The sequence below is a fragment of the Lactobacillus delbrueckii subsp. delbrueckii DSM 20074 = JCM 1012 genome (assembly GCF_001433875.1).
Classification (GTDB): Bacteria; Bacillota; Bacilli; order Lactobacillales; family Lactobacillaceae; genus Lactobacillus; species Lactobacillus delbrueckii.
In genome coordinates this window covers 1-21,786 of the sequence record NZ_AZCR01000016.1, presented here as the reverse complement: position 1 = coordinate 21,786, position 21,786 = coordinate 1, and the positions used below count along the sequence as shown (strand labels likewise).

The 21,786-nt window shown below is 51.8% G+C and carries 19 protein-coding genes and 2 pseudogenes; 8 read left to right on the top strand and 13 right to left on the bottom strand.

Annotated elements, in window-relative coordinates:
- Positions 1 to 9 precede the first annotated feature (9 nt).
- On the top strand, positions 10 to 198 hold the full coding sequence (locus FD23_RS04035; RefSeq protein WP_025895998.1) for a hypothetical protein: 189 nt from the start codon (positions 10 to 12) through the stop codon (positions 196 to 198).
- 100 nt (positions 199 to 298) lie between these two features.
- Here FD23_RS04035 and FD23_RS04030 read toward each other — a convergent pair whose 3' ends face one another.
- Together FD23_RS04030 and FD23_RS04025 are read right to left on the bottom strand one after the other, a co-directional pair.
- Positions 299 to 1,870, bottom strand: a complete 1,572-nt coding sequence (locus FD23_RS04030) for a peptide chain release factor 3 (RefSeq protein ID WP_002877942.1) — start codon at positions 1,868 to 1,870, stop codon at positions 299 to 301.
- Entirely contained in the window at positions 1,870 to 2,733 is an 864-nt protein-coding gene (locus FD23_RS04025; protein ID WP_025895996.1) for a hemolysin family protein, read from the bottom strand. Before FD23_RS04025 ends, FD23_RS04030 begins: the two co-directional genes overlap by 1 nt.
- Before the next feature lie 100 nt (positions 2,734 to 2,833).
- Here FD23_RS04025 and FD23_RS04020 point away from each other — a divergent pair, with 100 nt between their 5' ends.
- Positions 2,834 to 3,301: a hypothetical protein gene (locus FD23_RS04020; RefSeq protein WP_025895995.1), complete on the top strand. Its 468-nt coding sequence runs from the start codon at positions 2,834 to 2,836 to the stop codon at positions 3,299 to 3,301.
- Here FD23_RS04020 and FD23_RS04015 read toward each other — a convergent pair.
- Together FD23_RS04015 and recX are read right to left on the bottom strand one after the other, a co-directional pair.
- Positions 3,298 to 3,774: a hypothetical protein gene (locus tag FD23_RS04015; RefSeq protein WP_025895993.1), complete on the bottom strand. Its 477-nt coding sequence runs from the start codon at positions 3,772 to 3,774 to the stop codon at positions 3,298 to 3,300. The genes FD23_RS04020 and FD23_RS04015 overlap by 4 nt on opposite strands.
- A 21-nt stretch (positions 3,775 to 3,795) precedes the next feature.
- Positions 3,796 to 4,611 carry a recombination regulator RecX gene (gene recX, locus FD23_RS04010; RefSeq protein WP_052933579.1) on the bottom strand — a complete coding sequence of 272 codons (816 nt, stop codon included), beginning with the start codon at positions 4,609 to 4,611 and terminating at the stop codon, positions 3,796 to 3,798.
- A 160-nt stretch (positions 4,612 to 4,771) separates the two neighbouring features.
- On the opposite strand from recX, the gene rlmD reads away from it, so the two are divergent.
- The gene (gene rlmD, locus FD23_RS04005) at positions 4,772 to 6,154 is read left to right on the top strand and encodes a 23S rRNA (uracil(1939)-C(5))-methyltransferase RlmD (RefSeq protein ID WP_025895992.1); all 1,383 of its coding nucleotides are present in this window, start codon (positions 4,772 to 4,774) and stop codon (positions 6,152 to 6,154) included.
- 379 nt (positions 6,155 to 6,533) lie between these two features.
- Here the strand turns inward: rlmD and FD23_RS04000 are convergent, their stop codons facing one another.
- The gene (locus tag FD23_RS04000; protein ID WP_025895991.1) at positions 6,534 to 7,502 is read right to left on the bottom strand and encodes an alpha/beta hydrolase; all 969 of its coding nucleotides are present in this window, start codon (positions 7,500 to 7,502) and stop codon (positions 6,534 to 6,536) included.
- A gap of 115 nt (positions 7,503 to 7,617) precedes the next feature.
- On the opposite strand from FD23_RS04000, the gene FD23_RS03995 reads away from it, so the two are divergent.
- Positions 7,618 to 7,899, top strand: a complete 282-nt coding sequence (locus FD23_RS03995) for a hypothetical protein (protein ID WP_002877957.1) — start codon at positions 7,618 to 7,620, stop codon at positions 7,897 to 7,899.
- Positions 7,900 to 7,959: 60 nt separating this feature from the next.
- On the opposite strand, the gene galU is transcribed toward FD23_RS03995, so the two are convergent.
- The 3 genes from galU to map form a co-directional block, all read right to left on the bottom strand.
- A complete protein-coding gene (galU, locus tag FD23_RS03990; protein WP_025896151.1) occupies positions 7,960 to 8,874 on the bottom strand; it encodes a UTP--glucose-1-phosphate uridylyltransferase GalU in 915 nt (304 codons plus the stop codon).
- Positions 8,875 to 8,997: 123 nt separating this feature from the next.
- Positions 8,998 to 9,912: a YihY/virulence factor BrkB family protein gene (locus tag FD23_RS03985; RefSeq protein WP_025896153.1), complete on the bottom strand. Its 915-nt coding sequence runs from the start codon at positions 9,910 to 9,912 to the stop codon at positions 8,998 to 9,000.
- Between the two features lie 2 nt (positions 9,913 to 9,914).
- Positions 9,915 to 10,742: a type I methionyl aminopeptidase gene (map, locus tag FD23_RS03980; protein WP_052933578.1), complete on the bottom strand. Its 828-nt coding sequence runs from the start codon at positions 10,740 to 10,742 to the stop codon at positions 9,915 to 9,917.
- Positions 10,743 to 10,888: 146 nt separating this feature from the next.
- On the opposite strand from map, the gene FD23_RS03975 reads away from it, so the two are divergent.
- Positions 10,889 to 11,335, top strand: a complete 447-nt coding sequence (locus FD23_RS03975; protein ID WP_025896154.1) for a flavodoxin domain-containing protein — start codon at positions 10,889 to 10,891, stop codon at positions 11,333 to 11,335.
- Entirely contained in the window at positions 11,328 to 11,804 is a 477-nt protein-coding gene (locus FD23_RS03970) for a GtrA family protein (RefSeq protein WP_052933577.1), read from the top strand. Before FD23_RS03975 ends, FD23_RS03970 begins: the two co-directional genes overlap by 8 nt.
- Positions 11,805 to 11,845: 41 nt before the next feature.
- On the opposite strand, the gene wecB is transcribed toward FD23_RS03970, so the two are convergent.
- Positions 11,846 to 12,988 carry a non-hydrolyzing UDP-N-acetylglucosamine 2-epimerase gene (gene wecB / locus FD23_RS03965; RefSeq protein ID WP_052933576.1) on the bottom strand — a complete coding sequence of 381 codons (1,143 nt, stop codon included), beginning with the start codon at positions 12,986 to 12,988 and terminating at the stop codon, positions 11,846 to 11,848.
- Between the two features lie 101 nt (positions 12,989 to 13,089).
- On the opposite strand from wecB, the gene FD23_RS03960 reads away from it, so the two are divergent.
- A complete protein-coding gene (locus tag FD23_RS03960) occupies positions 13,090 to 13,284 on the top strand; it encodes a hypothetical protein (RefSeq protein ID WP_025896156.1) in 195 nt (64 codons plus the stop codon).
- Between the two features lie 83 nt (positions 13,285 to 13,367).
- Here the strand turns inward: FD23_RS03960 and FD23_RS03955 are convergent, their stop codons facing one another.
- On the bottom strand, positions 13,368 to 14,822 hold the full coding sequence (locus FD23_RS03955) for an APC family permease (protein ID WP_052933575.1): 1,455 nt from the start codon (positions 14,820 to 14,822) through the stop codon (positions 13,368 to 13,370).
- Positions 14,823 to 15,583: 761 nt separating this feature from the next.
- Between FD23_RS03955 and FD23_RS03945 the strand changes: the two are divergent.
- Positions 15,584 to 17,670: pseudogene (locus FD23_RS03945) on the top strand (putative ornithine decarboxylase).
- 79 nt (positions 17,671 to 17,749) lie between these two features.
- On the opposite strand, the gene FD23_RS03940 reads toward FD23_RS03945, so the two are convergent.
- From FD23_RS03940 to FD23_RS03930, 3 genes and pseudogenes are all read right to left on the bottom strand, one after another.
- A complete protein-coding gene (locus tag FD23_RS03940) occupies positions 17,750 to 19,000 on the bottom strand; it encodes a methionine gamma-lyase family protein (protein ID WP_025896452.1) in 1,251 nt (416 codons plus the stop codon).
- A gap of 111 nt (positions 19,001 to 19,111) precedes the next feature.
- Positions 19,112 to 20,395, bottom strand: a complete 1,284-nt coding sequence (locus FD23_RS03935) for a uracil-xanthine permease family protein (protein WP_052933574.1) — start codon at positions 20,393 to 20,395, stop codon at positions 19,112 to 19,114.
- Between the two features lie 231 nt (positions 20,396 to 20,626).
- Positions 20,627 to 21,701 (bottom strand): annotated as a pseudogene (locus FD23_RS03930) (PTS sugar transporter subunit IIC).
- Between the last annotated feature and the right edge of the window lie 85 nt (positions 21,702 to 21,786).

Genomic DNA, 21,786 nt, shown 5'->3' with positions numbered 1-21,786 from the left:
ATCAGAATTATGATGAACAACAACCTTTACTTGAAGATTTTATGGGTCTTACTGTACGGCATCGTCGCCTTCTACACCTTTACCGACAAGACGATGATGGCCATGTACTGGATGGCCGGGGTAATGTTTGCCCAAGCGATCCTTGACCTCGTTTACTACTTTTTGCCAAAGAGCAAAACAGAAATGACTGAATGCTAGTCAGTCAAACCAATCATGCGCAAAAAAACGATGCCTCGCGGCATCGTTTTTCTTGTTTGCTATCTTCTTTTGCTGATTTGTTTTTACTTGCTTCTTTGCATTACAGCTTTTCCGTCAGTTCCACATCCGGGTACTTGTCGTGGAACCAGCGTTCAGCAAAGGCGTTCTCAAAGAGGAAGAGAGGATTGCCAAAGCGGTCCTTGACCAGGAGGTTCCGGCTGGAAGACATCTTCGGGTCCAGCTGGTCCGGGTTGATCCAACGGGCTACCCGGTGGCCGATGGAAGTCATTTCAACTTCAGAGTTGTATTCGTTCTTCATCCGGTACTGAAAGACTTCAAACTGCAGCTGGCCAACCGCTCCCAAAATGTAGTCGTCGGTCTGGTAGTTGCGGTAGAGCTGGACAGCCCCTTCTTGAACCAGCTGGTTCATCCCCTTGTGGAAGGACTTCTGCTTCATGACGTTCTTTGGTGAAACCCGCATGAAGAGTTCCGGGGTAAATTCCGGCAGCGGCGGGAATTCCAGCTTGCGCTTGCCAGCGTAGATAGAGTCCCCGATCTGGAAGTTGCCAGTGTCGTAGAGGCCGACAATGTCCCCGGCCACGGCTTCAGAAACCTGGACCCGGGCACTGGATTCAAATTCAACGGCATTGTTCAAGCGGACCTGCTTGCCGGTTCTGGCCAGGGTTACGTCCAGGCCCTTGCTGAATTCCCCGCTGCAGACCCGGACAAAAGCAATCCGGTCTCTGTGCTGGGGGTTCATGTTGGCCTGGATCTTGAAGATGAAGCCGGAAAATTCGTCATCATCTGGCTTCAGTTCTTCATCCCCGTTGACTTCGTGCTCGCCTGGCGCTGGTGCCAGGTCAACGAATTGTTCCAGGAAAGTTTCTACCCCGAAGTTGGTCAAGGCTGACCCGAAGAAGACTGGAGTCTGCTGGCCGGCCAAAACCTTTGCCCGGTCAAAGCTGGCCCCGGCCCCTTCCAAAAGCTCGATTTCACCCAAGGTTTCTTCAAACTGCGGGTCATCGGCCAAAGGACTGCCGGCTGGCGCCTTTCCGTCTGCTAAAGCGATAAAGCGGTCCTGCCCTTCTTCCGGGTGGTAGAGTTCAACCCGTTGGTTGGCCAGGTCGTAAAGGCCCAGCAGGCTCTGCCCCATCCCGATCGGCCAGTTCATGGCCACACCTTCAATGCCCAGGACTTCTTCCAGTTCAGCGACCAGGTCCAGGGGTTCCCGGCCGTCCCGGTCCAGCTTGTTCATGAAGGTAAAGACCGGGATTCCCCTTTGCCGCACGACCTTGAAGAGCTTCTTGGTCTGCGGCTCGATCCCGCGGGCGGAGTCGATAACCATGACCGCGGCGTCAACCGCCATCAAAGTCCGGTAGGTGTCTTCTGAGAAGTCCTGGTGGCCTGGGGTGTCCAGGATGTTGATCCGCTTGCCCTGGTATTCAAACTGCATAACGGATGAGGTAACGGAAATCCCACGCTTCTTTTCGATTTCCATCCAGTCACTGGTGGCGTAGTTCCCGGTCTTGCGGGCCTTAACGGTCCCGGCGCTGCGGATCACCCCACCCAAGAGCAGCATTTGTTCCGTAATCGTCGTCTTACCGGCGTCGGGGTGGGAAATGATTGCGAAAGTCCGCCGCTTGTTTACTTTGTCTAAAAGTTCTTTGTTCATTATTCTTCAGTTTCTTCCTCGTAATTTTCTTCTGGCAGGGTCAACAAGACAGTTAAGAGCCGCGACCCCCGCATTCTTCTGGTCGTCAAAACCATGCCGTTGTCCAGGGGCACTTCCAGCTGCTCGCCTCTGCCCGGGATCACGCCAAGTTTGGTGATCATATAGCCGGCCAGGGTGTCAACGTCTTCCATTTCCAGGTCGGTGCCAAAGAGGTCGTTGAAGTCGGTCAAAGGCATCTTGCCGTAAATGTCAAATTGCCGGTCATTCAGCTGCCGGACCAAAACTTCTGCCTTGTCGACCTCGTCGTCAATGTCGCCAACGATTTCTTCCAGCAAGTCCTCGATGCTGGCCAGGCCGGTCACCCCGCCATATTCATCAGTTAGGATGGCCAATTGCTGCTGGCTGGTCTGCATCTGCACCAGCAAGTCGTCCAGCTCGATCGTTTCCGGGGCAAAAAGGGGCGGGGAAATCAAGCGGTCATAAGTCAGCTGGTCAAAGCCGTGCTGGCGGGCCTCTCTAAGAATGGTACGGATGTGGATGACACCCACGATCTGGTCCTTGTCCTGGCGGTAGACGGGAATTCTTGAATAAGGCTGGCGGAGGATGTCATCCAGGTTTTCCTCCAGGTCGTCCTCAATGTCGATCATGAAGGCGTCAGTCCGCGGCACCATGACTTCCCGGGCTACCTTGTCATGGAAAGCCATACTGCCCTCAATCATCGAATATTCAATATCAGTCAAAACATTGCCGGCATGCAGCTGGTCAATTTCTGCCTGCAGCTGGTCCTTGCCGCTTTCTTCATTGCTGGAAAAACGGCTTCTCAGTTTGCCAAACAGGCTGCCGGTCGCAGGGTCGCTTGTCATTTTCTTAACTCTCTTTCGTAAAATCCTTAAATATTTACATTATAGCATATGATCTTACGGGAATATGTTAAAATAGCCCAGTAGAAAGAGGTGTTTTACCATGAAAATGCGCCGCATTATGTTAGTTTTCGTCTTCCTGCTCTTGATCCCCTACATCTGCAGCCTGGCCATCATCGGGATCGGCTTTAACGCCCTGGTCCTGCACTCGACTGACCCCTTCCGCACGGCTGTAGGGGCCTTTGTCGGGTCCATCATCATGCTGGCCGTCAAGGCCACGATCCAGCGGCCCTTGAATTTGCTGGCCGGAGACATCTATGACAGCTTCCTGCAGCAAATTCTACGCTTCTTCAGCATCCGCCTCCGGCCGCTCTTGCAGGTAGCCAACTTTATCCTGGACTTTGTCCTCTGCACCCTGGCCACGATCGTGATCCGCCTGCTTTTGCCCCTGGAATGGATTGTCGGCACCTCCATGGGCTTCGTCATCTTGGTCATGTTCATTTCAACTTGCCTAGGGGCCTATATCGAATACGACAACCTGTCCATTGACGCTGAAATCAAGCAATCCTAATTCTGACTGACCGGGAGGTAAAGGCTCTTGGTCAGTTTTTTACTGCCTAAATCCAGCTGGCGGAGGATATAAGGGTTAGGATTCTCCTCCAGCTGAGCCTGGAAGTCGCTGCCTAAATCGCCGGCTTCATCCAAAAAGCGGGGCAGTTCAAAGTTTAGGGGCAGGTCGAAATAGGCCACGTTGGCAGTCTCTTCTTTTTGGAAAACCCGGGCGCTTGGCAGAGAAAACTTGATCAGGCCGCCAACTTCGCTATCCTTAGGCGCGATCACCCCGTACCAGTACATGAAGTTTTCCGGGCCAAAAACGATCAAGGACGCCCGCTGCCCGGCAAGGCCGGCCTCTTTGACAAAGGCTTGAAAGGCCGGGTCAGCTTCCAGTTCCTGGTTGGCGGCCGCGAAGGTCCCGTTTGCATCCATCATCCGGTCAGGAAAGGCCTTGCCGATAAAAGTAAGTTCGTTAATTTCTGTCTGCATCTCTTTACTTCTTTCTATTTTCTAATATTCTTCCAGTTCTTCTAAAGGAATGATTTCCCCGGCCAAAAAGGCGCTGATTTCATCCCCGGAAAAGCCGTGGCTGTACAGATACTGCCGCATCTTCTGCTCCCTTACGCCTGGCTCATAGCGCTTGAAGCGCTTGTAGGCCTTAAGGCCCTGCTTGGCCAGAGCCGCTCTTTCCTGGTCCTCATCTGCTTCCGGGACTAAATCCCGGGCCACGGCCTGGGCCAGGGAGCCGGAGAAGCCGTGGCTGAGCAGTTTAGTCTGCATCTTGCGGTCGACTTCCCGCTTGGCAATCTTCCCCTGCTGGCCCAAAAGTGACTTGACCAGGCGCTTGCCAACCCCGGCCCATTCCTCATCAGTCACGTCTGCCAGGGCAGCTTCGATTAAGTCATCGTCAACGCCCTTTTTCTTTAAGTCCCGGCGGACAGCCCCTGGTCCATTCTTGCCGACCTGGAGGTTATTTTTGACAAAAAGGCGGGCATAAGCCGCGTCTTCCAGGTAGCCCAGCTGGGTCAGCTCGTTAACGGCCCGCTTGGCCGCTGACCGAGAAATTTCATGCTGGCTGAGGTAGTCAGTCACTTCCTTGACCGTCCGGGGCTGGTAGGACAGGTATCTGGCTGCCAGGTCGCTGGCCTTGGCGCTGGCTTCATAGTCCAGGATTTCATTGATCTTCTGGGGGCTAAGCTCCTGGCCCTTGAGCAGGACAAATTCCGCCAGGGTCTTCTCGCTGACGGAAAAGGCGTATTCCTGGTCCAAAAAAATATTGTAGCGCCCCTGCCGCTTTTGTGCACTAACTTTCGTGATAATGGCCATTTTTTCCTCCTTTTTGGCAAATCTGGCAACTCTATCTTAGCAAATTGCCGCAAAAGCTGCGAAAAACTTGCACCCCCTTTAAAAAGCCCTGTATAATAGTATGTTACGAAGGTTCCAGTTATTTTTATTGTAGAAAGAATAGACAAAGAAGAAGGCACACATGCAGAAAAAACATTTTTCAAAAAACGCTTCTAAAGAGCGGCACGTCATCATCACCATCAAGCGGCTGGGGATCAACGGTGAAGGGATCGGCTACTACAAGCGCAAGATCATCTTCATCCCCGGCGCCCTGCCAGACGAAGTCGTGGTGGCCAAGATCGTCAAGGACCACCCCCAATACCTGGAAGGTGAATTAGTCCGGATCAAGGAAGCCAGCCCGGAGCGGGTTCCCTTCCCATCCGGCGTTGACCCGAGAATCGGGGGCCTGGAACTGGCCCAACTGTCTTACGCGGGTCAGCTCAAGTTCAAGAAGGACAATCTGGTCTCTGCCCTTGAAAAGTACCACCCGCGCGGCTACAAGAACTACAAGATCAAGAACACCATCCCGGCCCCAGACCAGTGGCACTACCGGGCCAAGGCCCAGTACCAGATCGAACGGGAAAACCACCATGTTTCCCTGGGTCTGTACGCGCCTAACTCCCACCAATTGATCGACCTGCCGGAAATGCCGACCCAAAGCGAGGACACCCAGGCAACTGAACGGGCCATCCGGGATCTGATTATCAAGCTCCGCGTCCCGATCGCCAACCGACGGCGGAACTTGCCAGGCGTTAAGACTATTGTGGTCCGGCAGGCGGAAGCCAGCCAGGAGATGCAGGTTACCTTGATCACTGTTGGCCACAAGTTGGACAATCTGCTGCAGCTGGCTGACGAGATCATGCGCCTGCCAAAGGTCGTTTCCGTCTACCAAAACGAAACCGACTGGCAGAACCCGCAAGTCTGGGGGAACAAGACCAGCAAGCTCCGGGGCAAGAACCAGATCACGGAAGAGATCATGGGCAAGAAGTTTGACTTGAGTCCTCGGTCCTTCTTCCAGCTGAACCCGGTCCAGACGGCTACCCTGTATTCTGAAGCCTTAAAGCTGCTCAGCTTAACGCCGGACATGACCTTGATCGATGCTTACTCCGGGGTCGGCACCCTGGGGATCCTGGCGGCTGACCAGGTCAAGCAGGTGGTCGGGATCGAAAGCATCCCTGAAGCTGTTTTGGACGCCCAGCACAATGTTGAGCTCAACCATGTCAGAAACGCAGAATACCTGCAGGGCAGCGTGGAAAAGCTCCTTCCCCGCTTGAAGGAAGACGGCCTGCCAATCGATGCCTTGATCGTCGACCCGCCGCGGACCGGCCTGGCCAAGTCCTTGATCAAGACCCTGCTCAGAGTCAAGCCGGCCAGCTTCGTCTACATTTCCTGCAACCCGTCCACCCTGGCCCAGGACCTGGTCCTTTTGGGCGAGGCTTACGACGTCCGGGTCATCGAAAACGTCGACATGCTGCCGCAGACCCCGCGCTGCGAGTGCATCGCCAAGCTGACCCTGCGCAAGTAGGAAGCACAAAAAGAAAATAAGCATTAGAAAAGGCGAGAAGATCAAATCTTCTCGCCTTTAAACTGCCCTCGGCAGTCTTTCCAAGTGGATGAGGTAGCTCATCAAATTAATAGTCACGATATTCAATTTTAAGAATTCACCAATGGCTAATATCGGCTAAGATAAAGCAGTCACTTGTTCGAGTTTTACGTGCTAGCGTATGAAATGAATTAGACTATTGTGTATCGCCACTTGGTTAAAAGCTTCAAGCCTTTATTATGGTCTCAATAAGAGAGACAACGAATAATAATTACAATCTGGAGATAAAAACTTCTGTTCAGTTGTTTTCTACCTCTTCCACGCCTTCAGTATAGCATGATATGCAAACGCTTGCAAGGGATTATTTTGCGTATTTTGCTAAAAATTGCTTGACCGTGCGTGCATATAAAGCCGGATTGTGCTCATAGGACTTGGCATGCTGGGCCCCTTTGACGATCAAGAGCTGCTTTGGCCCCCGGCTGGCCCGGTAATTTTTATAAACCATCTTAGTTGGGACAAAGGTATCCTTGCTGCCATGGATAAAGAGCATGGGCCGGGTATTCTTCTTCAGCTGGGCAAGGCTTGAGGCCTGGGCCAAAAAGTAGCCGGCTTTTAACTTGGTAATCCCGCTCAAGATTTCCACCAGGGGAAAGCGGGGAAAGGGCGGCATATTGTAAAGCGCTTGGGCTTCGTGCTCGATTTCATTTTTAGCACTGGTGTAGCCGCAGTCTTCAATAAAGCATTTGACCTGCTTAGGCAAGTTTAAGCCGGAGGTCATCATGGTCGTGGCCCCGCCCATGGAGACCCCGAAAATCACGATCTTGCTCTTTTGGCCATTTTTCTTGATAACCTGCTCGGCCCACTTCTTGACATCATTTTTCTCCAGCCAGCCGTAACCGATATACTTGCCCTGACTTTGCCCATGAGCTTCCGCGTCTGGCAAAAGGGTGTTGTAGCCCAGGGAGTGGAAAAGCTGGGCATAGGCCCCCATATTTTTCTTGTTGGACATGTAGCCGTGCAGGATAATCACGGTTTTAGCCGAGTTTTTAGCTGGAATATAATTGGCCCGCAGGAGATAATTGTTCTTAGCCGACCGCAGCTGCCAGTGCTGCTTTTTCACCTGCTTGTACCAGAGCTTCTGCTTGTACTGGGGGGTGGACTTGGTCAACTGCACCGTCCCGTTGGTCACGAAGCTTTTCTTGCCCGGCACCACGGCCATGTTGAAAAAGTAGTAGCCGGCCCCGACCAAGGCCAGGGCTAAGACGGCTAAGAGGCCCCCTAAAATTTTGACTAGGCGATAATTGCTTCTCTTTTTATTCTTCTTTTTCACCAGTTTCCTCTCCTCTTTCCCTCTTTATCTATAGTTTCTGCATTTTTTATCGCTTTGTTCCTTTATTTTAAGCAATATGAACAGTATACCACAATAAAAAAAGAAAGGTTTATCCATGCTGCTTGAAGATTTTTTACAGCTCCTGGCTGGCCTGGGCGGGCAAAATGTCCTCTACCTGCAGGTACAAGACCAGACCCTCCCCCTCAGTAAGTTTGTCTTGGCCCGGGAAGACTGCCAGCTATTGTGCGGCGGGCAGGCAATGACCCTGGCTAAATTCCGCCAGCTGACCGGCAAGGGGAGCAAGTCCATCCCCCTCAGCTTCTGCTGGCAGGAAAAAGAAATTCCCGTCTACGGGGTCCAGATCCTGCCAGCTGAGGGCAAGATCATCTGCAAGTAACAAAAAAGCGTAGAAAAAAGAAGCTGTCTGGTCTTCAGACAGCTTCTTTCTTTGCGTATTTCACTTGCCGGCAGGCTTCTTCTTGCCTTCGCTTTCCAGCCGCTTGCCCAAGTCAATGATGTACTTGCGCAAAGCATCCTTGGTTTCCGGGTGACGGAGACCGTATTGGATGGAAGTTTCCATGTAGCCTTCCTTGTTGCCGACGTCAAAACGCTGGCCCTTGAATTCGTGGGCGAAGACCCGTTGGGTCTTGTTCAAGGCGTCGATGGCGTCAGTCAATTGGATTTCACCGCCGGCACCGGCCTTTTGCTTGTCCAGCATGTCAAAAATTTCCGGAGTCAGCAGGTAGCGGCCGATGATGGCCAGGTCACTTGGGGCCTTGTCAATGTCTGGCTTTTCCACAAAAGCCTTAACGTTGTACAGGTCCGGAGCAGTTTCGCCGATTGGGTCGATGACACCGTACTTGTTAACTTCTTCATGCGGCACCTTCATAACCGCGATGGTTGAAGCGTGAGTTTCATCGTAGCAGTCGATCAATTGCTTGGTCAATGGCGTCTTGTCTCTCATCAAGTCGTCGCCTAGCATAACCACGAAAGGTTCACCGGCGATGAAGCTGCGAGCCCGGTTGACGGCATCCCCCAAGCCATTTGGATGCGGCTGCCGGGTGAAGTAAAGGTTAACCTTTATGTTGGACATGGTGGTTTCCCGGACCAGCTTCAAAAGCACGTCCTTGTGCTTTTCAGTCAAGTTGTCTTCTAGTTCCGTGTTTGAGTCGAAGTGGTCTTCGATTGCCCGCTTGCTTCTGCCAGTAACGATCAGAATGTCTTCAATCCCTGAAGCCATGGCTTCTTCAACGATAAATTGAATAGTTGGCTTGTCAACGATTGGCAGCATTTCCTTAGGCATGGCCTTGGTTGCTGGCAAAAATCTGGTTCCCAAACCGGCAGCTGGGATGATCGCTTTTCTGACTTTCATGTATTTACATCCTCTTTTCTTAACTTCACACATTAATGAAAGCATTTTAAATGCAAGCGTATAATAACATATTTCTAGAAAAGAATCTAGTAAACATAGACCAATCTTCTTGAAAAAGGAAAATTATTTTTTCCGCCGCTTGGCGATAAACTCGGCCAAAGGGCCGTTAGAATAGGTCGCTGGCCCATAGCGCAGCTGGTCCAAACTGACATTAACCGCCGTGCCAAAAAGTAACAGGATGGCCAGGAGATTGAGCCAGAGCATAAAAATGATAAAAGTTCCAACTATACCATAATTTTCCCACTTAACCGGAAATTTTTTTAAGTAGAAGGAAAAGAGATAAGACAGGGCTTCCCAGCCGGCCACCGTCACGATCGTCCCGGGCAAAAGAGCCTTCTTGAAGTGGACATTGGGCGCTACAGCGTTTAAATAGTAGACCCCGATCAACATCAAGACTAGCAAAACCAGCCAGCGGTAGCTGGAGAGCTTGTCAATCCAGGCCAGGGGCAGGTTAAAGTAAGGAGCCAGGAAATGCAGGACCTCCTGGCCAAAGACCACGACCAGGGCTAAAATAATGAACATAGTGACCATCAAGGCACTGAAGATCACGGTCAAGGTCCGATTCCAGATAAAGTGCCAGAAGCCCAGCTTCAGTTCCTTATTGTGGACGCCATAGAGGCGGTTCATCCCGATTCTGACCGCGTTCACCATACAGGACATGGACCACAGGGCCATGATCGCACCGAAGGAAATGTAGCTGGTCGAATTCGACTTGAGCAGGGTATCGACGATCGGGATGATATAGCGGGCCACGTCACTTGGAAAGATCATTTCCAAATAATCAGCAATCGGTCCCGTGGCCAGGTGAAACCAGGGCAAGGCGTTACCGACAATGATGACGATGGGAAAAATTGAAAACAGGATGTAGTAGGCAATCACGATGGAACTTTGAAAAATCTCCCCCTGGGAAACGACCGAGGAAAGAGTTGTAAGAAAGCGCCGGACCCCCTTTTGTCCTGGCTCAACTTTTTCCGCCATGCCTAGTCTTCCATTTCGTCAAAGTGCGGAATGTACTTTTCCAGGCCGTCGTATGGCTTTTGCAAAGTCAAGATCTTCGGTCCGTCCTTGGTGATGGCAAAAGTATGCTCGAACTGGGCTGACTTGGACCCGTCCGGGGTTGCGTAGAAGACCCAGTCGTCATTCGGGTCGTCAACCGTCTTTTGCAAAATCCGCCAGTCCCCGCCGGCTTCCACCATTGGTTCAACGGTGATGGTCATCCCTTCCCGCAGGCGCAGGCCGTGGCCGGCCTTGCCCCAGTGAGGAACTTCCGGGTCTTCGTGGATGGATGGCTGGATGCCGTGGCCGATCAGTTCCCGGACGTCGCCGTAGCCTTCTTCATCCTCCACATAGTGCTGGATGGCAGCCCCGATGTCCCCGATCCGGTTGCCAACTACGGCTTGGTCGATCCCCATGTACATGGCCTTCTTGGTCACGTCCATCAAGTGCTGGTCTTCTTCTGAGATTTGGCCGACCCCGTAAGTGGTGCAAGAGTCGGATTCATAGCCGTTCAAGTTGCAGGTTACGTCAACCTTGACCAAGTCGCCTTCCTTTAAAAAGACATTTTTGCGGGGAATGTTGTGGGCAATTTCGTCGTTAACGGAGATGCAGGTGCCGTACTTATAGCCTTCAAAACCTTGTTCTGACAAGCGGCCGCCCCGGCTGGAAACGAATTCCTGGCAGAATTCTTCAATGTCCCAGGTGGAGATGCCTGGCTTGATCACGTCACGCAAGGCCTCAAACATGGTCGCCAGCAAGTGGCCGGAAGCCTGCATGCCCTTCAATTCACGAACAGATTTAATAGTAATCAATTTGTTTTTCCTTTCATAATGAAGTAGTTTGTCTTCACTATTATAACCTTTTTTAAAAGTTTGCTAAAGTAGCAATGCGCCCGATTCGCCAAGCCGGGGCAAATCGTGTATAATACTCTGGAAATTGTTTTTTGGGAGCTTAACTTATGAGAGCAAAGATTGTTTTTGCCAGCATGACCGGCAACGACGAGGACATGGCCGAAATCCTGGAGGAAGGCCTGCTGGACCAAGGCCTGGAAGTAGATTCTTCTGACGTCAGCTTCACTGACGCCAGCGATTATTTAGACAGCAACCTGTGCGTCTTTATCACCTACACTTACGGGGAAGGCGCCATGACTGACGAAATTGCCGACTTTTACGACCAGCTCAAGGAGCTGGACTTGACCGGCAAGTCTTTTGCCGTCATGGGTTCTGGCGACAAGACCTACAAGGAACACTACTGCGAGAACGTTTTTGACTTTGAGAAGGCCTTCCTGGCCTGCGGGGCCAAGGAACTGATTCCCCCGCTCACGGTTGAAAACGCCCCTGACGATGACGATATCGCGCGCATCGATCAAGCTGCTGAGGAGTTGGCGGATAAATTAAATGGATAAAGATTTTAACCGGCGGACTTTAGGCGAGCGGATCTTCAAGCGCCACCGCAATTTATGGGTCTACATGTTCTTTGGCTTTATCGCGGCCTTGATCAACACGGTTGTCTTCATGTTCATGCATGACTTTTTGCACACCGTCTTGGTCATCGACAACACGATTGCCTTTATCGTGTCCAACCTGGCCTCCTTCTGGTTCAACCACAAGGCGGTCTTCACCAAGAACGTGGACCATGAACACAAATTGTGGCAGAAGCTGCTGTCCTTTTTTGCCTACCGGATCATCAGCCTGCTGCCGGACACCTTGATCATGTGGCTAGGGATGACTGTCCTGGGCTGGCCAGCCTTGATCGTCAAGGTCATCGACCAGATCCTGGTCGGCATCTTCAACTACCTGACCACCAAATCAGTCTTCGAGAAGCAGGAAAAGAGCCTGAAGAAGCGGCTGGAGAAAAAAATAAAAAAGCAGTGAAGCTGAGCTTCACTGCTTTTTTATTCGTGCAAGTTGGCCAATCAAGAAAAGTCTGCTGGCTTGGGGCCTTTTTTGCCGGCAAAATACCAGGCAATATCATCTAAAATCCGGTCGCTGGCCTGCCCGTCCCCGTATGGGTTCTTAGCTTCAGCCATCTGCTGGTAGGCAGCTGGGTCAGTCAGCAGCTCCAGCATGGCTGCCTTAACCGCGTCTTCTTCAGTGCCAACCAGTTTCAAGGTTCCGGCCTTGACCCCTTCCGGCCGCTCGGTCGTGTCCCGCAAGACCAAAACCGGCTTGCCCAAAGACGGGGCTTCTTCCTGGACGCCGCCAGAGTCGGTCATGATAAAGTAGCTGCGCTTGGCCAGGTTGTGGAAATCGACCACGTCTAAAGGCTTGATCAAGTGAATCCGGGAGTCGCCGCCTAAAACTTCCTTGGCCGCTTCTTGGACTCTTGGCGAGAGGTGAACCGGGTAGACAATTTCAACGTCGTCAGTTTGGTCGACCACGTCCTTCATCACCTTGAAGACCCGCCGCATTGGCTCACCCTGGTTTTCCCGCCGGTGCATGGTGACCAGGATGATCCGCTTGCCCTGGCCAATCTTGTCTAAGACTTCATGCTGGTAGTCGGCCTGGACGGTTTGGGCCAGGGCATCGATGGCCGTGTTGCCCGTGACAAAAATATTTTCTTCCGGGTGACCTTCTTTTAAAAGGTTGGCCCGGCTGACAGAGGTCGGGGCAAAGTAGAGGTCGGACAAGACATCGGTCAGTTGCCGGTTCATCTCTTCCGGGAAAGGAGAATACTTATTCCAGGTTCTAAGGCCCGCTTCAACGTGGCCCAGGGGAGTCTGCTGGTAAAAGGCAGCCAGGCTGGCGGCAAAGGAAGTCGTCGTGTCCCCGTGGACCAGGACGATATCCGGCTTTTCTTCCTGGATGATCTGGCTTAAAGCAGTCAAAACCCGGGTGGTGATGTCAGCCAGGGTCTGCTGGGGCTGCATGATGTTTAAGTCGTAGTCCGGCTGGATTTTAAAAATCTCCAGAACCTGGTCCAGCATTTCCCGGTGCTGGGCCGTGACTACCGTAACTGCCTGGAAGCGGTCGTCACTGATCAGCTTGAGCACCAGGGGGGCCATCTTGATGGCTTCTGGCCTGGTACCGAAAACGGTCATTACTTTAATTTTCTGCATACTTAATCTCCTTAGCAAATTGCTAACTTAATCATAGCAAAAAGGCGCGAAAGCGGCGCATTTTTCATAAAATAATCGATACATTATTTTTGAGGTGAACTATGACAGTCAATATTTTTCCCCTCCTGGGTGACAGCCTCTTGATCATCCTGGCCGGCTTCAGCCTGGTCTACTCCTTTGACGGGTCCTTGGGGCAAAAGACGCGGCGGATTTTAAGAATTACCAGCCTCCTTTTGCTCCTGGCCATCATCCTCTTGACCATTTGGACCCTGCAGCATCCCCTGCTTATCAATTGATGAGGCGGAAAAACTGAATAGCACAAAAAAATAAGGAATCAGTCCAGCTGATCCCTTATTTCTTTACTCTTTTTACTGCATTATTAGCTGTTCGCCTTGGCTTGGTGCTTTAATTCCAGCTTTCTGAGCCATGGCAAGAGGAAGCCAGTCCCGAAGAGGACGATAACGGTGATGATGTTCATCCAGAGCTGCTTGGTCCATTGCGGACTTTCAAAAGTAACGTCTTGCGGCAGGAAGCCCATCGTCGCACAGATGAAGGTGAAGATGAAGCACCACCAGCCGACCGCCAGGGCTCCCTTGTTGTTTCTGATGAAGACGAAGTCGTCCTTGGCAAAAGTCTTGTGCCGGTAGCGGAAGGCTAAGAAGGCCAGGAAGACTACGGAAGTCTTATACGGGGATACGATCCCGTTCAAGTTCAAGAGCCAGTTAAAGATATCGTTGATTTCCGGCAAGGTCCCTGACAAAAGCAAAAGGAAGAGAGTGATGCTGCAAGTCAGCACGTAACTGTTAACAGGCAGCCCATCCTTGTTCTTCTTTCTGAGCCAGCTTGGCATGTACTTTTCAGAAGTGTCAGAGGCAAAGACCCGGCTGGCGGAGTCGATCAAGGCGGCCAGGTCGGCCATGAAGTTCAAGAGGCAGACGATGGCGTACATGTACATGAGACTCTTACCCATGCCGGCTTCTTCACCCAGAAGCTGGAAGGCGTAGAAGGCCCCGTTCATCTTAAAGTCGTGCGGGATGTGTTTAGCGTCAAAGAGGACGGCCAGACCAAGAGTTTCGGTCAAGGTCATGAAGACCGTCATGGCAAAAAGCATCCACATTGACTTCGGGAATTCTTTGCGGGGGTTCTTCAGCCGGGTAACGTAAGGCGCGGCCAGTTCCGCCCCGGACATGGCAAAGATCAAAAGGCCAGTCGTGGAGAAGTAGTGGACGCTGAAGTTCGGCTTAAAGCTGGACCATTCCATCTTGGTGGCGATGTGTCCGCCGTGCATGAGAGCCCAGATGATCAGGATCACGAAGATCACGGACATGGCGAACATGGCAATCCCCCCGATCAAGGACAGAAGGTCCAGGGAGTTTTTATATGCACTTTCGCACAAGATAAAGATCAAGATGATGACAAAGGTCAAAAGGCCGAACATGAAAGGTGACATGTGCTTGCCTAAAGCGTTGTTACCCAGGATCATCCAGGAAATGGAAACGATGATGGAGTTGGACACGTCCACCAGGTAGGGCACGGTTTGGGCCCAGTACATCCAGCTGGTAGCGTAGCCTAATACGTCGCTGCCCGTCCCCCGCCGGATCCAGGAGGCCAGGCCCCCTTCTTCAGTATCCTTGTAGGCCAGGCCCAATTGGGTGGCGATCAAGGTATATGGCAATTGGTAGCAAATCAAAAGGAAAATCCATGAAAAGATTACGGACAGACCTTGGTTTTGGTATGGGTAGAAAACATCTTCAAAGCGGATGATGGTGACGAAGTCGAGCATCGCCAAGGTCAACCAGGCCATGTAGTGCTTTTTTGGGGTTTCTTCAATCATTCTGTAAATCGAGCTCCTTATTGGTCAAATTGTCTTAAGCGGCAATTTGCCTGGACGGGGGCTTATTTTGACGCTTTAAAAAGCTGGTCACTGCACCGTCTCCAATCAAAAAAGTGTCGTTTTCATTTTATTACTATTGTTTTGAAAATTCTATAGTTTTTTCAATTTATTCTTGCAATTGGCGAATTTGATAAAAATTCTTTCAATCGTTAAGTGAAAGTTATCCGCATACCGGTCATTAGCCAGCTTTTAGTAAAAAATATTTGGTTAATTTGCTCTTGGCAAGAACAGCAGGCCTTTTTCGTGTAAGTAAACGCGCAAAAAGTAAACATCACTCAATGCGTCAATCAAGAATGCTTTTTGGCAAAAAAAGCTTGAAAGTGTATAATTTACCTATGCATACTACAATTTTTATAAAGATACTGAATTGAGTGGTACGCGCTTTTATGAAAAATGCCAAGTAACAGAAAGGAACAGATATGAAAAAGTTTTTGCGAGTACCCGCGACACCTTTGTCCGCTACAGCTATTCTCGACTCTTTGTATTGTCTCTTTGTTGGCCATTCCTACTTGCGGGTTGCCTTTCTTAAGCTGACCGGCGGTAATGGCATCCCCGACTAGCTTCAAATCGCGGTCATCGCCGGTATCCTCTTGTTTCTCTCTCAATATGACTGGTTCTTTGATCATTTTCTCCGCGATGAACGTGACCGCAAGAACAAGTAGCAACTTCCATCAACCCATGAAACAGAAAGGAATTTTTCAATGCATTATCTAGCAATCGCTGCTAAAAAAGAGCTTCTGCCCTATCTGCCAATCGACTGGCCCAAAACTGAACTGACCGAGCTGGTCAACCCCGCAAGCCTGGCTGCCATAGTCATCGATGAAAAAGACAGCCGGTCCCGGGGCATCTACCAGACCATGAAGGAAAAGCTGGGTCTGGACTTGCCCTTGATCGAATTTACTCCTGAGACCTCTCCAGCTAAAATCAGCCGCTTGGCCCAGACCTACGAAGAAGCCAACGTTCCCCGCTTCATCCGGGAGCTGACGGCTTTTTCTGACCAAGACGACCTGGTCTTCGATACTCCTGGCCACCACAACGGCCGCTTCTATGACCGCCACCCAGCTGGAGCAGTCTTGCGCAACTTCTTCGGTGACAACTACTTCAGAGCCGATACTTCTGACTGCGTCTCAGAACTCGGCGATATGATGAACCACACTGGCGGGCCCTTAGAAGCCCAGCAAGAAGCAGCTAAAGCCTTCAATGCCGACAAGGTCTACTTCTGCACCAACGGCACAACCAGCGCCAACACTATCTGCACCACCGCCCTTTTAGATGAAGGCGACCTGGTCCTTTTTGACCGCAACAACCACAAGTCCATCTACAACAGCGCCCTGGTCATGACCGGGGCAAGCCGGTCTACCTGCCAACTGACCGGAACGCTGACGGCTTGATCGGGCCTTTGACCGCCGCCAGTCTTGATGAAGACTTGATCCGCCGGGAAATCGCCAAGGTCGCCCCTGGCCGCGCCAAGGCTGACCGACCTTTCCGCCTGGCGGTTCTGCAGCTGGAAACCTACGACGGCATCTTCTATGACGCCAAGCTTATCTTGAAAAAGCTCGGCCGCCTCTGTGACTACATCCTCTTTGACTGCGCCTGGGGCGGCTATGAACAATTTGTCGACGTCCTCAGAGACTTCTCTCCTTTCCAGCAGACCTACGGCCCCGATGACCCAGGCATCCTGGTCACCCAGTCCGTCCACAAGCAGCAAGCCGGCGTGGGCCAGGCCTCCCAGATTTTGAAAAAAGACAGCCACATCAAGGGACAAAAGCGCTACGTCGACCACAAGCACTTTAACCATGCCTACATGAAGTACGTTACGACCAGCTACTCCTACCCGGTCTACGCTTCTCTTGTCGTTAACAGCGCCATGGCTGCTTCACCGGCCGTTAACAGCTGGTGGAACGATACGGTTAAATTAGGCATCGACTTCCGCAAGCGCCTTTTAAAGGAAAGCAAGCTCTTTAAGCCCCTCGTTCCCCCAACTGTCCACGGGCAAAAGTGGGAGAACCTGCCAACTGATGTCTTGGCCCAGGACCCGGAAGCCTGGAAACTGTCCCCAGATGATGACTGGCACGGCTTCAAATTGCTTGCTCCGGGTGAAGTTGCCCTAAGCCCGGTAAAAGTCACCTTGATGACACCCGGCATTGACCTGGCAAAAGCTGCCTTCACCGAAGAAGGCATCCCTGGCGCCATCGTTTCCCTCTACCTGCATGAAAAGCACATCATCCCGGAAAAGTCCGACAGCTACTCCACCCTCTACCTGCTCACGCCAGGCGAGGGGCAAGTCGATATGAACGGCCTTTTCTCGGCCTTAATGGCCTTTGAAGAAGCCTACTTGACTAAGGCGCCCCTGTCTGCCATCATGCCGGAATTAGTAGCCCAGTACCCTGACCGCTACGAGGGTTATACCCTCTACCAGCTCTGCCAGGAGCTCCACCACTACTACCAAGAGCATGAGATCTTTAAGCTCCAGCAAGCTCTTTTCCTAAAGGATAGCTTCCAAAATTACGAGCTGACGCCAAAAGAAGCTGACCGCGAATTCGCCCACGGCAACAGCGAACTGGTCAAACTGGCCGACGCCAAGGGCCGCATGGCCTTGGAAGGCGCCCTCCCTTACCCGCCTGGTGTCTTCATCGTGGCACCTGGTGAACGCTGGCAGGACCTGGATGTTGCCTACTTCCAAGTCTTGATCGGCGCTGCCCGAAAGTTCCCGGGACTTGATCCGGAAATCCAAGGGGTCTACCAAGAGGACGGCGAAGTCTGGGCTGAAGTCCTTAAAGAATCTTGAGCTGACAAAAAACGTTGACACAATCTCGTGTCAACGTTTTTTCTATCTTCTGAACTATTTTTTATTTTTTCTTTTTCCCTTAGTCACCAAAGAGAACTGACTTGACCGCGTTGGTCACGGCGATCTTGTCATGAGCGTAGGTCAAACCGCCCTGCATGTAGACAGCGTAGGGCGGACGGATCGGGCCGTCAGCTGAGAATTCAACCGTTGACCCGGAGACAAAGGCCCCCCCGGCCATAATGACTTCATCTTCGTAGCCCCGCATGTGGCTTGGAATTGGGGTAACAAAGGAGTCAACCGGTGAGTTCTTCTGCACTTCCTGGCAAAACTTGATCATCTTTTCCTTGTCGTTGAAGGTGATCAGTTCGATCAGGTCAGTCCGCGGGGCATCCCACTTAGGAGACACGTCGAAGCCCAGCTTTTCCATCAAGGCGGCTGAGTAGATCATCCCCTTGATGGCTTCCCCGGTCACGTTTGGCGCCAGGAAGAAGCCTTCGTAGAACTCATGCAGGCTGTTTAAGGTTGGCCCTTCTGAGTCGCTGATCCCCGGGGCAAAAAGCCGGCTGGCTGCCCGGTGGATCAAGCCTTTTCTGCCGACGATGTAGCCACCAGTCTGGGCAATCCCGCCCCCGGCATTCTTGATCAAAGAACCGGCCATGAAGTCGGCCCCATATTCAGTCGGCTCATGCTTTTCCGAAAACTCCCCGTAGCAGTTGTCAACGAAGATCAAGGACTGGGGACTGACTTCCTTGATAAAGTCGATCATTTCCTTGACCTTGGCAACCGGGAAGCTTTCCCGGGTGTCGTAACCCCGGGACCGCTGAATAGCCACGATCTTCGGCTGGTCCCGCTTTAAGATCTTTTCCCCCTCTTCAAAGTCGACGCTGCCGTCTTCTTTTAGCGGCACATAGGAGAACTTGACCCCCTTTTCAATCAAGGTGCCGGCCTTGTCTGGGGTAAGGCCGATAGCGTGCTGCAGGGTGTCGTAAGGCATCCCCGTCAGGTAAGTCAAAGTGTCGCCTGGCACCAGGTTGCCGTCAAGGGCGGTTGCCAGGGTGTGGGTCCCGGAAACGAATTGCGGCCGCACCAGGGCGTCTTCAGTGTGGAAAACCTGGGCGTAGACCCGCTCCAGCTTGTCCCGGCCTTCATCGTCGTCCCCGTAGCCGTTGGTCCCCTTCAAGTCAGATTCAGCGACCGCGTTGTCCACGAAGGCTTCCAGGACCTTGGCCTGATTGTAAATAACCTGTTCGTCGATTTCATGCAGGCGGCCGGCGATCTGCTCGTCGACTTCCTTAACAATTTTTGCTAATTCTTCTGGTAAATTGTTCATCAAAAAATCCCTCTGTTTGTTCTTTGTTACTTACCTATCTTAAACCAAAAAGGCAGCTTTTTAAATAAAAAATAGCCTTCCATGCAATATGGAAAGCTATTTGCAAAAGTTCTATTGTTCGCTGGCTGCCTTTTCCGGCAAGATCAGGTTCAAGAGAATCCCGAAGACCGTAGCCAAACCGATGCTGGTCAGCTGGAATGAGCCGATCTTGAGGTAGGTGCCCCCGATCCCGATAACCAGGATGACGGAAGCGATGACCAGGTTTCGCTTCTTTTCAAAGTCGACCTTGTTGTCAACCAGGATCCGCAGGCCGTTGGCCGCGATCATCCCGAAGAGCAGGAAGGAGATCCCCCCGATAACCGGGGTTGGGATGGATTCGATCACCGCTGACACCTTGCCGACGAAGGAGAAGACGATGGCGAAGAAGGCTGCCCCGCCCAAGACGAAGACGCTGTGGACCTTGGTCATGGCCAAAACGCCGATGTTTTCCCCGTAGGAGGTGGTTGGCGGGCCGCCTAAAAAGCCGGCGACGATGCTGGAAAGACCGTCGCCCAGCAGGGTCCGGTGCAGGCCCGGGTCTTCAAAGAAGTTCCGCTTGGTCAATTTGTTTAAGACCATGATGTGGCCCATGTGCTCAGTCATAGTAACAAAAGCAATTGGCGCCATAGTGATGATGGCGGCCGGATACCACTTGAACTTGTAACTGACGCCTAAAACATCAAAGGCGGGCAAAGAGAACCACTTGGCACTTTCAACGCCGGACAGGTCAACGATCCCGCAGAAGAGGGCCATGAGGTAGCCGCAGATGATCCCCAGCAAAACCGGTATCATGCTCGGGAAGCCCTCCAAAAACATGTTGAAGATAATGGTAATAACCAGGGTAAAAATCGCTACCCCGAAGTAAGTCAGGCTGTACTTGCCGCTGGCGTTGAACATGGCGTCGTTAGCCGCGGTCGTCGCTAGTGACAGGCCGATAACGATGATGATCGGGCCAACCACGATTGGCTGCAGGATCTTGTCCAGCCAGCGGGAACCGAAGCGGGCGATCAAGAGGGCCACGATGACGTAGACCAGACCAGCCGCGATGGCCCCCTGCCCTACGGCCGGGTAGCCGTAATTTTTCATCAAGGCCTGCATAGTAGCGATAAAGGCAAAAGATGAGCCCAGGTAGGCTGGGATCTTCGCCTGGGTGCAGAGGATGTAGACCAAGGTCCCCACCCCTGAACAGAAGAGGGCGATGCTTGGCTTTAAGCCGATTAAAAGCGGAACCAGGACGGTCGAACCGAACATGGTGAAGAGGTGCTGGATTGAGAGCAGCAGCCAGGGACCGAACTTCGGCTTGTCCTGGACGTCCAAAACCGCTTCAGGGTTCCGGAATGTCTTGTCTTCTTTCAAAAGAAATCTTCCTTTCCAAATACTGGAACCCGGAACAGGAATGTCCTTGTCAGCCTCACGGGACTGAATTTAAAGGTTCCTTAACAATTGACTACTTTAGCCTACTAATAATATTATTTTTTGTCAAGGAAGACGAAAAAGCCGCGGCTGACAAAGCTTCAGCCGTGGACTTGAACTATCTGAGGAAAAATATGGTTTATTGGAATAGATTAAGGAGTATTTTAATGACAATTAATGGGCCGGACTGATGAAGTATTCCGGCTTGCAGATCTTGGTCCAGTCAACGAAGATCTTCTTCATCAGGTAGCCAACCGCGAATGGCACGACTACCCAGACGATGACCAGCACCAGCACGTTGTGGAAGCCGGCATTGTAGACTGCTAAAGGAGAAACCGCCCCGATCAAGCCGAAACCACCGGAAGCCGGGGTCCCCTGCATGCCAAGGATTGGCACGGAGAGAGTTGAGATAGCCGCTGTTAAAGCGATCGGGATCCCGATCACTGGGTATCTCAGGAAGTTTGGCATCATCATCTTGATGGCGCCTAAGAAGATAGCAACTTGCACACCTGGCTTGTCAACCTTCATGGTTGCCCAGAAAAGGAAGGCAGCGGTACTTGCCAGACCGAAACCAGCTGCGGCAGAACCCATGCCGGCCAGGCCGATGGCCACGGAGATGGCTACAGTTGACAGCGGGGTAACGATGATGATCGCGAAGGACATGGCGATCAGGATACACATGGGTATGGAGCCAGCTTGGTGAAGGTGTTGATCACGTCACCGATGGCCGTGGTTACCAGGGATACGTAAGGCTTGGTCAAGCTGCCCAGGAAACCGACGCCAGTCCCGGCCAGGATTGAGAAGAAGACGATCCCCAGTGAGCCGAAACGGTTGCCGACCCACTTGATGAAGAGAACAGCAACGGCTGCCGTCAGCATGGTGTTGATAACGTCCCCCATCCCAGCTAATTGGAAGCTGGTGGTAGTTACACGCCCTTAACCGTGGTAGTTACCGCGGTCACACAGCCGGAGCCCAGGAAGGCTGCCCCGCCCACACAGGCTGCTTCAGTATAGCCCAGGTTGAACTGTTTGGCGGTTGAGAAACCGCACATTACGGCAAAGAAGTATTGGAAGACGGTCACACTGTGCAAAAGATTGGCCACAATCGCGTTGCTTCCTGCGATGGGAGTCAAGAAGGTTGACAAAATGGCACTTGGTAAAAGTGACACGATAATGGCAGTCGCTGAACCATTAAGGACTTTCATCGTAAATGATCCAACTGTTTCTTTTGTTTGAGTTGTTTCAGACATATAGTGGTTCAGTATAAATTCTTGTGTAAATAGAAAATAGGCAACAAAAAAGAAGGGTTGTCCCTTACAATGTTAATAACGACAA

Bases quoted from the DNA above. Each gene is read 5' to 3' on its own strand.
- FD23_RS04035 (WP_025895998.1), top strand. From the start codon at position 10: ATGATGAACAACAACCTTTACTTGAAGATTTTATGGGTCTTACTGTAC.
- FD23_RS04030 (WP_002877942.1), bottom strand. From the start codon at position 1,870: ATGAACAAAGAACTTTTAGACAAAGTAAACAAGCGGCGGACTTTCGCA.
- FD23_RS04025 (WP_025895996.1), bottom strand. From the start codon at position 2,733: ATGACAAGCGACCCTGCGACCGGCAGCCTGTTTGGCAAACTGAGAAGC.
- FD23_RS04020 (WP_025895995.1), top strand. From the start codon at position 2,834: ATGAAAATGCGCCGCATTATGTTAGTTTTCGTCTTCCTGCTCTTGATC.
- FD23_RS04015 (WP_025895993.1), bottom strand. From the start codon at position 3,774: ATGCAGACAGAAATTAACGAACTTACTTTTATCGGCAAGGCCTTTCCT.
- recX (WP_052933579.1), bottom strand. From the start codon at position 4,611: ATGGCCATTATCACGAAAGTTAGTGCACAAAAGCGGCAGGGGCGCTAC.
- rlmD (WP_025895992.1), top strand. From the start codon at position 4,772: ATGCAGAAAAAACATTTTTCAAAAAACGCTTCTAAAGAGCGGCACGTC.
- FD23_RS03995 (WP_002877957.1), top strand. From the start codon at position 7,618: ATGCTGCTTGAAGATTTTTTACAGCTCCTGGCTGGCCTGGGCGGGCAA.
- galU (WP_025896151.1), bottom strand. From the start codon at position 8,874: ATGAAAGTCAGAAAAGCGATCATCCCAGCTGCCGGTTTGGGAACCAGA.
- FD23_RS03985 (WP_025896153.1), bottom strand. From the start codon at position 9,912: ATGGCGGAAAAAGTTGAGCCAGGACAAAAGGGGGTCCGGCGCTTTCTT.
- FD23_RS03975 (WP_025896154.1), top strand. From the start codon at position 10,889: ATGAGAGCAAAGATTGTTTTTGCCAGCATGACCGGCAACGACGAGGAC.
- FD23_RS03970 (WP_052933577.1), top strand. From the start codon at position 11,328: ATGGATAAAGATTTTAACCGGCGGACTTTAGGCGAGCGGATCTTCAAG.
- wecB (WP_052933576.1), bottom strand. From the start codon at position 12,988: ATGCAGAAAATTAAAGTAATGACCGTTTTCGGTACCAGGCCAGAAGCC.
- FD23_RS03960 (WP_025896156.1), top strand. From the start codon at position 13,090: ATGACAGTCAATATTTTTCCCCTCCTGGGTGACAGCCTCTTGATCATC.
- FD23_RS03955 (WP_052933575.1), bottom strand. From the start codon at position 14,822: ATGATTGAAGAAACCCCAAAAAAGCACTACATGGCCTGGTTGACCTTG.
- FD23_RS03940 (WP_025896452.1), bottom strand. From the start codon at position 19,000: ATGAACAATTTACCAGAAGAATTAGCAAAAATTGTTAAGGAAGTCGAC.